Source organism: Oceaniglobus indicus, from assembly GCF_002751875.1.
Classification (GTDB): domain Bacteria; phylum Pseudomonadota; class Alphaproteobacteria; order Rhodobacterales; family Rhodobacteraceae; genus Oceaniglobus; species Oceaniglobus indicus.
This window is the reverse complement of sequence record NZ_NMZM01000016.1, coordinates 24,383-37,250: the sequence shown is the minus strand read 5'-3', so window position 1 is coordinate 37,250 and position 12,868 is coordinate 24,383. Positions and strand designations below refer to the sequence as shown.

The following is a 12,868-nucleotide window of genomic DNA, read 5'->3' as shown; positions in this document are numbered from 1 at the left end:
CCTTGAACATCGCCACCCGCCAGCTGGAATTGGGCGTGCGGATCTTCAGCCCCTCAAGGTCGGCGGGGGTGGTGATGGGGCGTTCGTTGTTGGTGATCTGGCGGAACCCGTTTTCCCAGATCGCCAGCGGACGGTATCCCTGCGCCTCGGCCGCGGGGACCAGCACATCCTTGAACAGCGTCTCGTCGATGCGGGCCAGGTGGGCGCGATCCTTGATCATGAACGGCAGATCGAAGATTGCATATTCCGGCGCGATTTCCGGCATCGTCGATGACGGCAGCGTCAGGGTCATGGTGCCCAGCTTGATCTTCTGGAGCATGTCCTTGTCCTTGCCCAGCTGGCTGTCGGCAAAGACCTTGACGACGGCCTTGTCGCCCAGCTTCTCGTTGGCGCGCCGGGCGAATTCGCTGGCCGTCTGTTCCTGCAGCGATCCGCTGGCGGCGGACAGGCCGAAGATGATCTCCTGTTGCGCCAGCGCTGGTGTTGCGACGGCGATTGCGGCGAGGGCCGCGAGGGTGTGACGAAGTTTCATGTTATCTCCTCCCAAAGATGTTTTTGTCAGACGTTTCGTTCAGGTCCAGTCGTCGGTTCCGGCGCGGATCCGTCCGATCAGGTCCGGCAGGGCGCGGCGCAGGGTGTCGTGATCGGCCGGATCGGCGTTGCCGGCGCCGCGCCGGGCCAGCTTGCGGCCCAGATGCACGGCGTTGAAGGTGGCGCCGGTGTCGGCCTTTCCCTGTCCCGCGATGTCATAGGCGGTGCCGTGGGCCGGGGTGACGATGGGAAACGGATAGCCGGCGATCAGGGTGACGCCGCGATCGAAGCCCAGAAGCTTCATCGCGATCTGGCCCTGGTCGTGGAACATGGTCAGCACCGCGTCGAATTCGCCGCGGATGGCGCGCACGAACACCGTGTCCGACGGCACCGGGCCGGTCACCGGCATCTGTTCGGCGCGCGCGCGTTCGACGGCGGGGGCGATGATGTCGTCGTCCTCGGTGCCGAAGTTGCGCCCGTCGCCGGCATGGGGGTTCAGCGCGGCAACGCCGATGCGCGGGCGTTCGAACCCCGCGCCCTCCATGATCTCGGACGTGAACTTCAGGCTCTGGTAGATCCGGTCGGTCGTCAGCGCGTCGGCCACCTCGCGCAGCGGGATGTGCGAGGTCACACGCGCGTTCCACACCTCGTCCAGCACGTTGAACTCGCGCCCCGACCGGGGGGCGGCGATGGTGGCGTTGATGAAGCCGATCTCGTCGACGTAATCGGGCTGCGCCAGCCGCATGGCGTGCTTGTTGAACGGGGTGAAGAACACCAGGTCGGCGATCCCCGCGTTGGCGATCGACAGGGCGGCGCGGAAGTTCTGCACCGAGGCGCGGCCGCCGGCCACGCCCGCCTCGCCCAGGGGCACGTCGGCGGGATCGCAGTTGCCCATGTCCAGCAGGACCGACCCCTCCGGCAGATCGCCCAGCATGTCGGCGGTGACGCGGGGCAGGTCCAGCGTGACGCCGGCCTGCGCACAGCCCAGCTCCAGCACGCGCGCATCGCCGATGACGATCATCTCGCCCGCCTCGACGGCGGGATCGGCCATGACCCGTGCGGCCAGTTCCGGCGAAACCCCTGCCGCATCTCCCAAAGCGAACGCTATCTTCATGCCAACCCCATGCGTGTCGAGAACGGATTCCCGCTGTTGTGTATTGTATACAAAATGCTGTGGTCAAAATTCAAGTCGTGATTTTCCGGAATCACAAGCTATTATTCCGCCAAGGAGTATCCCATGACCGACCAGCCATCCCCGCGCAGCACGCCCCAGACGGATCACCCGCTGGCGATCCGCAAGGAAACGCTGCACGACCAGGTGGCCAGCCGGGTGCGCGACCTGATCATCGAGGGCGTGCTGGAACCCGGCAGCCGGATCGACGAGACGACCCTGGTGCGCCAGCTGGGCGTGTCGCGCACGCCGTTCCGCGAATCCCTGCGCACCCTGGCGGCCGAGGGGCTGATCGTGATCCGCCCGTCGCGCGGCAGCCGGGTGCGCAAGCTCAGCCCGCCCGAGGTGCGCTCGATGCTCGAGGTGCTGGCCCACCTCGAGGCGCTGGTGGGCCGGCTGGCCTGCGAACGCGCATCCGACGCCGACATCGACGCCCTGCTGGATCTGCACAACCGGATGCTGGCCCATTACCGCGCCCGCGACCGCCTGCCCTATTACAAGCTGAACCAGGAGTTCCACAGCCGCCTGACCGCGCTCAGCGCCAACCCGACCCTGATCGAGATGCAATCCAACATCCAGGCCCGGCTGAAACGGATCCGCTTCATCGGCAACAGCACCCCCCAGCACTGGGCCGACGCCGTGGCCGAACACGAAGCCATGGTCGCCGCCCTGAAAGCCCGCGACAGCGCCGGACTGGCCGAAGTCATGGAACGCCACCTCGCCAACACATGGAAACGCGTCCAGAATAGCATCTGAAACGGGGCTGCCCCGCCCAGCCCTTCCGGTTCATGTGGCTCTCCGCGAGATCGACGGCGAAAGCCCGGCGTAAATCGCCGTGGGCAACCGTGGAAGCCCTGGCATGACGTAACGCGGCTTTCGAAGAATTTCTCGAGAGTTGCGCCAAACCTGTCGCTTCTTCCGAGCTTCGGCGTCAATGGTTCCGGGAACCGGCTCTACTCTTCGTCCGCTCGCCTTGCGACCCTCTTTCAGAAAGGCCGCCATTGGTAGCGGGCGTCATGCCTGTTTCTATCGGCGCATTCGTTTTTCGATTTGTCGTTTTTCCCAACCATCTCCGAAGAGGTTGAAAACCTCGAAGACACCGAGACCATGGGAAAAAAGACCAATGCCCCAACCGAATGCGACCCAAAGCACCCAGAAATGTCCCGGTCTAAAGAGCAGGTTCATGATCGTGAGGCCAGTGATCACCACGGCAAATACAAGAAGATGCATGTAGAATGCCTTGATGTCACGGACATACTCCATGGCTTCCTTTTCTTCGGCCGAGAGCCTGGCCAATTCGGGTCGGTCTTCCATTGTCACGTCCTGTTCCTTCTGGAGATTGTCGAAATCGGTTTCGAGAACGGAGGCGATGCACTTCAACGTCTCTGGGCTGGCATTGGCGCCGCGCTCAATCCGCTGTAACGTGCGCGTGCTGATGCCGGCCATGTGCGCGAGCTGTTCTTGAGACAGAGCCCTTTCCAAACGTAGCTTTCTGACAATCACGAGTGCATACCTTTCATTTTGCCGTCCAAGATAAAGTCTCGCCGTAAAGGACACCACGACAGGCCCACGACAATGACGCGACATTGTCGCGTCATAAGATCGCTCACGACGCCGCCCTGTGCGAGCGAAACCACACGAACCAGACGGGCTGGGGGCGGGCCCCGCGGACCGGTCCGGTTCGCGCACCTTCGCGGCATCGGGCAAACCGGGCCGTCGGGAAAGCCGGGGGCCGGCCACCCCTATCGGGCGGGAAACACCGCGCATCGCCGATGCGGTTTCCCCTCCATGCCTGGCGCGCGCGGCCCCGTCGGCCGGTCGTCCCGTGCGGACGCGCTCCACGGACGGGGGCACGGCAGCGATGCCCCCTGGCCGGCCCGCGCGATGCCATCGCCACACCCTGCGCGCCGCTGCCAACCCGACCCTGCCCGGGCCCCGTGAAACCGGCATCCGCCACCGGCCCGGGGCGCGGCGTTATCCGGGCGCACGCAGGGCGCGGTAGACCGTCATGCGGGAGATGCCCAGGTCGCGGGCGATCCGGGCCTTCGGGATGCCCTGGGCCACAAGCCGCCGGATCGCGGCGTCATCGACATGCTTGCGCCGCCCCTTGTAGACCCCCCTGCCCTTCGCCGCCTCGATCCCGGCACGCTGACGGTCGCGGATGAACTTTAGCTCCATGTCGGCCACCATGCCCAAGACGGTGACGACCATGCGGCCCATGTCGCCCGCCGTGGTGATGTCGGGCTCGAGGATGCGCAGCGACGCCCCCCGGGCGTCCAGCTCGTGCACCAGGTTCAGGACGTCGCGGGTCGAGCGGCCCAGCCGGTCGAGACGATGCACCACCAATTCATCCCCCGCGCGCAGGAACTCCAGCACCGTCGCCAATTCGCCGCGTCCCGTCCGCATCGCACCCGAGCCGGTCTCGGCGCGGATGATTGCGCAACCCGCCGCGGCCAGCCTGGCCTTCTGGATCCCGAGATCCTGGTCCGCCGTGCTGACGCGGGCATATCCGATCCGGGGCATGGCAAAATCCGTCACATTGGGGTGGCTGGCCGGGTGATACTGTCACAAGGGCCGATGCGCCACCCTTATGTGACGAATGAAGCTGTCACATCCACCTGTCACCTGCACCTGTGCCCAAAAGTGACGCGGGCCGGCCACCCGTTCAGCATTGCAAAAGCCCGACGCAGGCGGGGCTGAGGCGGCGATGCAGCAGCACCAGGTCGCGCGTGGGCACGGGCGGCGCCAGCGGTATGCGCCGGAGCGACGCGAGGCCCGCCAGCCCCGGCCAATCGGGCACGATGCCATAGCCGACGCCGCGCCCCACCGCGATGGCGATGGCCTCGAGGGCGTCCAGCTCGCACAGGATCCGCCCCGGCGGGACATGGGCGCGGATCCACGGCATGGCGATCCGCCCCCCCCAGCTGTCGGGGTCATAGACAAGCGCGCGTTCGGCGGACACGATCGCCGCAAGCGACCGGTCGTCACCGGCCGGCGCGATCATCACGAACGCCTGGGTTTCGACCGGCACACAGGCCATCGACTTGGGCACGGCAAAGGGCGGGCGCACCACGAAGGCGGCGTCGATCCGGTCCTCCAGCAGCCGGGCATAGAGATCGCCCGAGGTGCCGGGCACGAAGGTCAGGCTGGCGGCCGGGGCCTGTTCGGCGAACCGCGCCAGCACCCCCGGCACCCGGTCGCTCAGCGCGGTCGAGATCGCGCCCAGCCGGACCGGCCCGGCCAGCCCGGTGGGGTCCAGATCGCCGGCCAGCTGTCCCACCTGTTTCGCGATCTCGTTCAGACGGGGCAGGATCAGCGTGCATTGCCGGGTCGGCGCGACGGTCTGGCCGGTGCGGGTGACCAGGCGGTGGCCCAGTCTGGCCTCAAGGCTTCTGATGCGTTGCGCCACGGCGGCCGGGGTCAGGTTCTCGCGCCGTGCAGCGCCGGCAAAGGATCCGGTCTCGACCACGGCCAGCAGCGTGCGGATGAACCGGGTATCCATAGAAATCCTGTCTTCTGAGCCTACAGGAATATGCTAACCATATCTTTCCACGGCTGTTAGTCCTCATCCACGGCGGGGCGCGCGCCCTTGTCGGTGCAGGCGATGGGAGAGCCCGATGAAACCGATCACACCTTTCGTGCATGGCCTGAACGACGCCGCGGCGCAGGCCTGGCTGGCCGCCCTGCGGCAGGCCGCGCCGGGCCTCGACATCCGGTTCGCCACCGAAATCGCGCCGGCCGAGCGTGACCGCGTGGAAGTGGCCATCGTGGCGAATGCCGATCCGGCGGATCTGGCCGCGTTTCCCCGGCTGAAATGGGTGCAGAGCCTTTGGGCCGGGGTGGAACGGATCCTGCGCGACATGCCCGACGACGCGGTGCAGATCGTCCGCCTTGTCGATCCGCAACTGGGCGAGACGATGGCCGAGGCGGTGCTGGCTTGGACGCTGTTCCTGCACCGCGCCATGCCCGTCTATGGCGCCCAGCAGGCCCGTCGCGTCTGGCAACAGCACGATCTGCCCACCGCCGCCGAACGCCGCATCGGGGTTCTGGGGCTGGGCCACCTGGGGCAGAAATCGGCCGAACGCCTGGTGCGGAACGGGTTCGATGTTCTGGGCTGGAGCCGCACCGCCCGCGACGTGCCCGGCGTCACCACCTTCAGCGGCGCCGAGGGGCTGTCGCGGCTTGCGGCCCAGGCAGACATCGTCGTGGTGTTGCTGCCCTCGACCCCGCTGACGCGCGGCCTGCTGGACGCGCGGTTCCTGGCCGCCATGAAACCCGGCGCGTCGCTGATCAATTTCGCCCGCGGCGACATCGTCGTGCGCGACGACCTGCTGGCGGCCCTGGAAAGCCGCCATGTCGATCATGCCGTGCTGGATGTCTTCACGACCGAACCCCTGCCCGCAGACGATCCGCTGTGGGATCATCGCCAGATCACCGTCCTGCCCCATATCTCGGCCCCGACGAACCGGCGCACCGCGTCGGCGGTGGTGGCCGACAACATCGAAGCCTATTTCGCCACCGGCCGGATGCCGGCCACCGTGTCCCGTGAAACCGGATACTGACCCCCTGCCCCACAAGAACCGGAGCCCGACATGACCACCCTCGACGAGAAATTCAGCGCGCTGGCCGCCGACAACGCCCCCGGACAGGAGGTCCGCCAGGACACCGGCGATCTTGATGCGCAGATGAAGGGCGGTCTTTTCAACGGCGTTCCGGTCGATTTCTCGCACGGCGATGTCGATGCCTTCCCCCCCACCCCCGGCTCGGCCGAGGCGTGGAACGCCGGCTTCGCGGCGGGGGGTCGGCAGGCCTATACCGAATACCGCGGCGCGGCGGCGATCCGCGAGGGGCTGGCGGCGCGTCTCGGCACGTTCACCGGGTGTCCGGTTTCGGCGGAGCACGAGCTGATCATCACGCCGGGCACCCAGGGCGCGCTGTTCCTGGCGCTTGGCGCGACGGTGACCACGGGCACCAAGGTGGCGGTGGTCGAGCCGGATTATTTCGCCAACCGCAAGCTGGTCGCCTTCTTCGGCGGCGAGGTGGTTCCGATCGCCCTGTCCTGGCTGGGCGCGCGGGGCGAAAACGGCCCCGACCTGGCCCGGCTCGAGGCGGCGTTCAAGGACGGCACCGAGGTTCTGGTGTTCTCCACCCCGAACAACCCCACGGGTCTGGTGTATTCGCCCGAGGACATCGCCGCCATCGCACGGCTGGCGTCGCGCCACGGCGTGACGGTGATCGTCGATCAGCTCTATTCCCGGCTGCTCTATGACGGCGAACGCTACACGCACCTGCGCGCCGACGAGAACGCGCCGGAAAACCTGATCACGATCATGGGCCCGTCGAAGACCGAATCGCTCAGCGGGTTCCGGCTGGGCACGGCGTTCGGCAGTGCGAAACTGATCGAGCGGATGGAGCGGTTGCAGGCCATCGTGTCGCTGCGCGCGGCGGGATACAACCAGGCGGCGCTGGACACCTGGTTCAACGAACCCGACGGCTGGATGGCGGCGCGGATCGCGGACCACCAGGCGATCCGCGACGACCTGATCGGCGTGTTCCGGGGGGCCGGCCTTGCCACGGCCGTTCCGCAGGCGGGCAGCTATGTGTTTCCGGCGCTGCCGCCGCTCGACGTCTCGCCCGAGGTCTTCGTGCGCCTGCTGCGCCGCCAGGCCGGTGTCACGGTGACGCCGGGATCCGAGTTCGCCCCCGCCACGCGGGCCAGCATCCGGCTGAACTTCTCGCAGGATCACGCCGCGGCCGTCGCGGCGGCCAAGCGCATCGTGGAGATGGTGGCGCGCTACAAAAGCTGATCGGTGGGCACGTCGGACGGGGGGACATCTGGATGAGGCGACGCTTTGCGCCGCTGAACGCCCTGCGCGCCACCTCGGGCCTGCCAACGCCGCCGAGGATGTGAACGTCACCGAGACGGCCGTTTCGCGCCGGCTCGCAGATCCGGACACCGCCCTGTCTTACAGGCACACCCGCGTCCCCCTTGGACCACGCCCGATCCTTCCGGGGGGTCCTTGCCGGACGCGGCACAAGGGGCGGATCGGCGCCACACTGACCCGGCCCCGGAAAAATCCCGTTCTTTCCGTGCGATACCCTTGGATACCCGAAGGTACCCAAGGGTTCTCCGAGGTATCCTTGGCTACCCTATCCTACCCTATGATACCCTACCCTAGGCTAGGCTAGGGTTGCCATGGCTACCCTACTTCTGCATACCATTGGCCAGAGTTCCCTATCCCCGAGGTGGACATGCCCACAATCTCCTTTGCCACATCCAAGGGCGGCGCCGGCAAGACGACATCGGCCATCGTCCTGGCCACCGAACTGGCCGAAGGCACGGATGTCATCATGATCGACGCCGACCCGGCCCGCCGCCTGACCCGCTGGTCGACGCTGGCGCGCCTGCCCGACACCCTGCGCGTCGTCACCAGCGGCGGCGAGCGCACGATCCAGGACGAGATCGCCGAGGCACAGCGTGCCGCCACCTTCGTGGTCATCGACCTGGAGGGGTCGGCCAGCCGGCTGACGTCCTTTGCCATCGCCGAATCCGACCTGGTGGTCATCCCCTCGGGCGAGGAGCAGCAGGACGCCGACGCTGCCATCGAAACCCTGGCCGAAATCGAGATGGAGGGCAGGGCGCGGCGCCGCGCCATTCCCACCGCGATCCTGTTCGCGCGCACCTCGGCCGCCGTCAAAAGCAAGCTGGAAAAGCACATCCACCGCGAACTGACCAAGGCCGGGCGGGTGATGCAGACCGAGTTGCACCGGCGCACCGCGTTCTCGTCGCTGCACAACGCCGGTGGCGGGCTGCGACAGCTCGATCCCGCCGACGTCAACGGGATCGACAAGGCCGTGGCCAACGCCCAGGCCTTCGTCTCTGAAATCGTCGATATCCTCGAGGAAAGCCGCCATGCCCAAACCGCTTGACATGAACCGCCTGAAACAGTTCGAGACCAAGGCGATCACCACCGCGCCCCGGGCCGCGCCGCCGGCCAGCCCGCCAGAGCCCGAACGCTGGCCCAGCCGCGAGGCGCCACGCGACGGCCAGATCAGCATCAAGGCGCCGCTGGACACCATCGAGCGGTTCAAGCGGCTGTGCCGCGACGACCGGCGCACCTATGCCGACATGCTGCGCCTGCTGATGGACGGCCACGGGCCGGCGAAATGAGCACCCAGCGCGAACAACTGGACCTGTTCGTCGCGATCATCGGCGACATCCCGTTGCGCGATGACCGCGAGATGATGTCGGCCCCCATGGTCAGCCTGGCCAAGCGCAGCCCGATGCGGCTGGACTGGACGGGGCCGTCGGGCCAGAAGGTCACGATCACCGCCTCCGAGCAGACCGGCGGCATCGCCACGATCTATGATTTCGACATCCTGCTCTGGGGCATCTCGCAGATCAACGCCGGGGTGGAACGCGGCCAGAAACCCGGCGCCACCATCACCTTCCGCCCCTATGACCTGCTCAAGGCGGTGGGGCGGGCGACGGGGGGCAAGAACTACCAGCAGTTCAAGTCCGCCATCGCCCGGCTGCAGGGCACGCGGATCGAAACCACGATCCGGCGGCGCGACAAGGAACGCATGGAGGTGTTCAACCTGCTGGCCGACTACACCCTGGACGAGGACGACCACGGCCGCCCCCTGGGCGCGCAGATGACCCTGCCGCGCTGGATCTACCGCGCGGTGGTCGAGGGGCGCGAGGTGCTGGCGATCTCGCCGCGGTATTTCGAGCTGACCAGCGGGCTGGACCGGTTCCTCTATCGCCTGGCGCGCCGCCACGCGGGCAACGGGGTCGACAATCCCGAGGGCTGGATCTTTACCTTTCGCGACCTGCACAAGCGTACCGGATCGCCGGCCCCCTTCGGCCAGTTCTCGCGCGATCTTCGGATCGCGATCAAGCGCGACGCCCTGCCGACCTATACGATGACCGAGGAATCCGGCGCCAACGGCCCGGTGCTGCGGCTGGAATGGCGCCGGCTGCTGCTCTGAGCGTGTCTTTCGGGACACGGTGCATCACACACTTTTTCCCGCCACCGCCCCGGCGCCCGGCGGCGAAGCCACGGTGCATCACACATCGCAGGCACGGTGCATCACACACTCGGGCACGGTGCATCACACACTCGGGGTCTCGCGCAAGTCTCTGTTTTCACGACAGGAAACACCGATTCTGATTCGGTCTAACTACTTTAACTATTCTTATAACTGTTCCGCCTCTCCGAAGCGGGCTGTGGATAACTTTGCCGGGCGGCAAGGATGTGCAGGGAACATGGGCAATACGCCAATGCCCGCTGTCCCCACTTCCATCCCTGATGCCGTCGCAGAGGCCCGGAGAAGCCCGTCAGGCGCCGCTGTCGTCATTTGCCGGGGGAAATGGGCCGGCCGTTGAGGCAGCGCCTACAGGCCCGCTCTGCGGCGCCGTTCAGGCGTTGGCGTCATCCTCGGGCGCGTCATCCTCCAGCAGGATGCGGGCCGCATCGCCTTCCAGGTCTTCGTATTGACCATGGCGCAGGGTCCAGATGCAGGCGGCCAGGCCCACCGCCCCCAAAAACACCGACACCGGGATCAGGACGACCAGGATGTTCATCGGCGCACCGCGTTGGCCACGACCGTCACCGACGACAGCGACATCGCCAGCGCGGCTGCCAGCGGTGTGGCGAACCCGGCCAGCGCAATGGGGATGGCCACGGCGTTGTAGGCGGCGGCCAGGCCGAGGTTCTGGCGGATCCGGCGCAGCGCGCGGCGCGACGTGCGCAGGGTCTGCGCCACCGTGCCGAGATCCGAGGCCAGGATCACCCCGTCCGCCGCCACCCGTGCGGCGTCCAGCGCGCTGGCGGGGGCCAGCGACACATGGGCCGAGGCCAGCGCGGCGGTGTCGTTCAGCCCGTCGCCGATCATCAGCACATGGCGTCCCTCGGCCCCCAGTTCGGCCACCAGGGCGGCCTTGTCCTCGGGGCGCATCCCGGCATGGACCAGGTCGATCCCCAGCCTCTGTGCCAGCGCCTGGGCGGCGCCGGGGCGGTCGCCGGTCAGCATCCGCACCTCGAAGCCGTCGCGCAGCAGCGCCGCTACCATGTCGGCGGCCCCGGGGCGCAGGCTTTCGGTCATCTCGAGCGGGAACCGCGCCTGGCCCAGCACCAGTTCGGTGCCGTCGGCGCCGCGCCCCAGCGACACCGCGCCGCCCTGCCAGCGGCCGCTGACGCCGGTGCCGGTTGTTTCGCGGATATCCGTGACCTCGGCGGGATCGTGATCGGCCAGGGCGGCGGCGATCGCGCGCGACACCGGGTGCGACGAGGCCCGTGCCAGCGCCAGCGCGACACCGGCGGCGGCATCGTCCAGGCCGGTCAGGCGTGGCGTGCCCTCGGTCAGGGTGCCGGTCTTGTCCAGCAGCACGCAATCCACATCGGCCAGCCGTTCCAGTGCGCTGTCGGATTTCAGCAGCACCCCCATGCGGAACAGCCGCCCCGTGATGCTGGCGGTGACGGCGGGCACGGCCAGGCCCAGGGCGCAGGGGCAGGTGATGATCAGGACGGCGGTGGCGATGCCCACGGCCCGGTGCACATCGCCCGTGGCCAGCCACCAGCCGCCGAAGGTCAGCGCCGCCAGCGTGTGCACGATGGGGGCATAGAGCCGCGCGGCCCGATCCGCGATCCCGGAATAGCGGTGGCGCCCGGTTTCCGCGATCTCGACCAGGGCGGCGAGGCGGCGCAGGGTGCTGTCCTGGGCGCGGGCGGTGGCCTGCAGCACGAAGGGCGCATCCAGCACCGCCTCGCCGGCGCAGACCGCGTCACCGGCGGCGATGGCCACGGGCACGGATTCGCCGCTCAGGGCCGAACGGTCCAGCAGCGCGGCACTTTCGGCGGTGCCGTCCACCGGCACCCGGGCGCCGACGCTCAGCGCGATCCGGTCGCCCACGGCGATGTCGGCCACGGCCACGGTGCGCCGGGCGGTGCCGTCCAGCAGGGTGGCGCGGGGCACCTCGAGCGCGGTCAGCTCGGCCGCGGCCGAACGGGCGACGGCGCGGGCGCGGTGATCCAGGTACCGCCCGGCCAGCAGGAAGAACGTCAGCGACAGCGCAGCGTCGAACCAGGTGTCGGCGCCGGCGCTGTAGATCGTCTCGTGCAGGGAGGTCACGCAGGCCAGGGCGATCGCCAGGGCGATGGGGACATCCATGTTGACCCGTCCCGCCCGCAGGGCCGCGGCGGCGGACGAAAAGAACGGCACGGCGGCAAAGGCCAGGGCGGGCAGGGCGATGGCGGCGGAGATCCAGTGAAACAGCGCCTCGGTGGTGGCGGTGGCCCCCGACCACACCGCCACCGACAGCGCCATGACGTTCATCATCGCGAACCCGGCCACGGCGATGCGCGCCAGCAATGTGCGGCCGATATCGTCGCTGCCGCCCGTCTGCACGGTGTCGTCCAGCTCGTGCGCCTCGTATCCCGCCGCCTCGAGCGCGGCCAGCGCCGGGGCCGCGCCGAGATCCGGCGCGGTGACGATCCGCACCCGCCGCCGCCCCAGGTTCACCCGGGCGGCCCGCACCCCCGGCACGGCGCCCAGGGTGCCCTCGACGCCGCCGATGCAGGCGGCGCAATGGATGCCCGGCAACGACAGGTGCACGACATCGCCCGCCGCATCATGGGCGGTGTCATGGGCCATCGGCATCGGCGGGCAGGCGGGGCAGACGACGGTCATCATCTCACCCGGATCGGAATGCGGCGGCGGAACGCGGTGCCGTCGGACGCGCGCAGATCGACGCGCAGGTTCCAGTTGCCGCGCGCCAGGTCGGCGGGCGCGGCCAGGGCGGTGCCGGTCCAGGCGAACTGCGGCGTGGAATCCGAGGCGACGTTGGTGGCCCGCCCCAGGGTCGCCGAGACCACCTCGGGGCGCACCGGCGCGCCATCGGCACCCGTGATCGACAAGGTCAGCCGGCCGTCGCCGTAGCGTGCGCCGACATCCCAGCCAAGCGCGTCCTGTGCGGCGCGGTCGGCATCGAAGGTCTGACCGGCGACATAGGAGCTTTCGGTCTCGAGCCCGGGAAAGGTGCGGATGGCGTTGAACGCCAGCGCCAGGTTGACCGCGATGATGACCGAAAAGCCGCCGACGAACATGGCCAGGACATGCCAGCCGGTGATCCGCCGCGCGCTGCGGGGTGCATGGGTGGGCATC

The 12,868-nt window shown here is 68.4% G+C and carries 14 protein-coding genes; 6 read left to right on the top strand and 8 right to left on the bottom strand.

From position 1 onward, the window contains the following. Both dctP and CFP68_RS17285 read right to left on the bottom strand, forming a co-directional pair. On the bottom strand, positions 1-532 hold a 532-nt coding region (gene dctP, locus CFP68_RS17290; RefSeq protein ID WP_169961491.1), incomplete at its 3' end, for a TRAP transporter substrate-binding protein DctP. Between the two features lie 39 nt (positions 533-571). After that, the gene (locus CFP68_RS17285; RefSeq protein ID WP_099828183.1) at positions 572-1,645 is read right to left on the bottom strand and encodes a 4-hydroxythreonine-4-phosphate dehydrogenase PdxA; all 1,074 of its coding nucleotides are present in this window, start codon (positions 1,643-1,645) and stop codon (positions 572-574) included. Positions 1,646-1,768: 123 nt separating this feature from the next. On the opposite strand from CFP68_RS17285, the gene CFP68_RS17280 reads away from it, so the two are divergent. Next, positions 1,769-2,458, top strand: a complete 690-nt coding sequence (locus CFP68_RS17280; RefSeq protein WP_099828182.1) for a GntR family transcriptional regulator — start codon at positions 1,769-1,771, stop codon at positions 2,456-2,458. Positions 2,459-2,728: 270 nt separating this feature from the next. Here the strand turns inward: CFP68_RS17280 and CFP68_RS17275 are convergent, their stop codons facing one another. From CFP68_RS17275 to CFP68_RS17265, 3 genes are all read right to left on the bottom strand, one after another. After that, positions 2,729-3,205, bottom strand: a complete 477-nt coding sequence (locus CFP68_RS17275; protein WP_099828181.1) for a helix-turn-helix domain-containing protein — start codon at positions 3,203-3,205, stop codon at positions 2,729-2,731. Between the two features lie 471 nt (positions 3,206-3,676). Further along, positions 3,677-4,225, bottom strand: a complete 549-nt coding sequence (locus CFP68_RS17270; protein ID WP_099828180.1) for a recombinase family protein — start codon at positions 4,223-4,225, stop codon at positions 3,677-3,679. Between the two features lie 142 nt (positions 4,226-4,367). After that, positions 4,368-5,204, bottom strand: coding sequence for a LysR family transcriptional regulator (locus tag CFP68_RS17265; RefSeq protein WP_099828179.1), 837 nt, complete (start codon positions 5,202-5,204; stop codon positions 4,368-4,370). 115 nt (positions 5,205-5,319) lie between these two features. Here CFP68_RS17265 and CFP68_RS17260 point away from each other — a divergent pair, with 115 nt between their 5' ends. The 5 genes from CFP68_RS17260 to CFP68_RS17240 all read left to right on the top strand — a co-directional run bounded on the left by CFP68_RS17260 (position 5,320) and on the right by CFP68_RS17240 (position 9,694). Continuing rightward, the gene (locus tag CFP68_RS17260) at positions 5,320-6,264 is read left to right on the top strand and encodes a 2-hydroxyacid dehydrogenase (protein ID WP_099828178.1); all 945 of its coding nucleotides are present in this window, start codon (positions 5,320-5,322) and stop codon (positions 6,262-6,264) included. A gap of 30 nt (positions 6,265-6,294) precedes the next feature. Next, complete coding sequence (locus CFP68_RS17255) at positions 6,295-7,509, top strand: pyridoxal phosphate-dependent aminotransferase (protein ID WP_099828177.1); 1,215 nt, start codon at positions 6,295-6,297, stop codon at positions 7,507-7,509. Positions 7,510-7,954: 445 nt separating this feature from the next. Next, positions 7,955-8,632 carry a ParA family protein gene (locus CFP68_RS17250; protein WP_099828176.1) on the top strand — a complete coding sequence of 226 codons (678 nt, stop codon included), beginning with the start codon at positions 7,955-7,957 and terminating at the stop codon, positions 8,630-8,632. Further along, the gene (locus CFP68_RS17245; protein WP_145953483.1) at positions 8,616-8,873 is read left to right on the top strand and encodes a hypothetical protein; all 258 of its coding nucleotides are present in this window, start codon (positions 8,616-8,618) and stop codon (positions 8,871-8,873) included. The genes CFP68_RS17250 and CFP68_RS17245 overlap by 17 nt, the downstream gene beginning before the upstream one ends. Then, complete coding sequence (locus CFP68_RS17240) at positions 8,870-9,694, top strand: replication initiator protein A (protein WP_099828174.1); 825 nt, start codon at positions 8,870-8,872, stop codon at positions 9,692-9,694. The genes CFP68_RS17245 and CFP68_RS17240 overlap by 4 nt, the downstream gene beginning before the upstream one ends. A 430-nt stretch (positions 9,695-10,124) precedes the next feature. On the opposite strand, the gene ccoS is transcribed toward CFP68_RS17240, so the two are convergent. From ccoS to CFP68_RS17225, 3 genes are read right to left on the bottom strand one after another with little or no spacing between them, the layout of a single operon-like run. Next, entirely contained in the window at positions 10,125-10,289 is a 165-nt protein-coding gene (gene ccoS / locus CFP68_RS17235; RefSeq protein ID WP_099828173.1) for a cbb3-type cytochrome oxidase assembly protein CcoS, read from the bottom strand. After that, complete coding sequence (locus tag CFP68_RS17230) at positions 10,286-12,397, bottom strand: heavy metal translocating P-type ATPase (protein WP_099828172.1); 2,112 nt, start codon at positions 12,395-12,397, stop codon at positions 10,286-10,288. Before CFP68_RS17230 ends, ccoS begins: the two co-directional genes overlap by 4 nt. Next, positions 12,394-12,867, bottom strand: coding sequence for a FixH family protein (locus CFP68_RS17225; RefSeq protein ID WP_099828171.1), 474 nt, complete (start codon positions 12,865-12,867; stop codon positions 12,394-12,396). The genes CFP68_RS17230 and CFP68_RS17225 overlap by 4 nt, the downstream gene beginning before the upstream one ends. Position 12,868: the final 1 nt, after the last annotated feature.

What these genes read in the sequence shown, in the direction of transcription:
- CFP68_RS17285 (WP_099828183.1), bottom strand. Translation starts at nt 1,645, where the DNA reads ATGAAGATAGCGTTCGCTTTGGGAGATGCGGCAGGGGTTTCGCCGGAA.
- CFP68_RS17280 (WP_099828182.1), top strand. Translation starts at nt 1,769, where the DNA reads ATGACCGACCAGCCATCCCCGCGCAGCACGCCCCAGACGGATCACCCG.
- CFP68_RS17270 (WP_099828180.1), bottom strand. Translation starts at nt 4,225, where the DNA reads ATGCCCCGGATCGGATATGCCCGCGTCAGCACGGCGGACCAGGATCTC.
- CFP68_RS17265 (WP_099828179.1), bottom strand. Translation starts at nt 5,204, where the DNA reads ATGGATACCCGGTTCATCCGCACGCTGCTGGCCGTGGTCGAGACCGGA.
- CFP68_RS17260 (WP_099828178.1), top strand. Translation starts at nt 5,320, where the DNA reads ATGAAACCGATCACACCTTTCGTGCATGGCCTGAACGACGCCGCGGCG.
- CFP68_RS17255 (WP_099828177.1), top strand. Translation starts at nt 6,295, where the DNA reads ATGACCACCCTCGACGAGAAATTCAGCGCGCTGGCCGCCGACAACGCC.
- CFP68_RS17250 (WP_099828176.1), top strand. Translation starts at nt 7,955, where the DNA reads ATGCCCACAATCTCCTTTGCCACATCCAAGGGCGGCGCCGGCAAGACG.
- CFP68_RS17245 (WP_145953483.1), top strand. Translation starts at nt 8,616, where the DNA reads ATGCCCAAACCGCTTGACATGAACCGCCTGAAACAGTTCGAGACCAAG.
- CFP68_RS17240 (WP_099828174.1), top strand. Translation starts at nt 8,870, where the DNA reads ATGAGCACCCAGCGCGAACAACTGGACCTGTTCGTCGCGATCATCGGC.
- ccoS (WP_099828173.1), bottom strand. Translation starts at nt 10,289, where the DNA reads ATGAACATCCTGGTCGTCCTGATCCCGGTGTCGGTGTTTTTGGGGGCG.
- CFP68_RS17230 (WP_099828172.1), bottom strand. Translation starts at nt 12,397, where the DNA reads ATGATGACCGTCGTCTGCCCCGCCTGCCCGCCGATGCCGATGGCCCAT.
- CFP68_RS17225 (WP_099828171.1), bottom strand. Translation starts at nt 12,867, where the DNA reads ATGCCCACCCATGCACCCCGCAGCGCGCGGCGGATCACCGGCTGGCAT.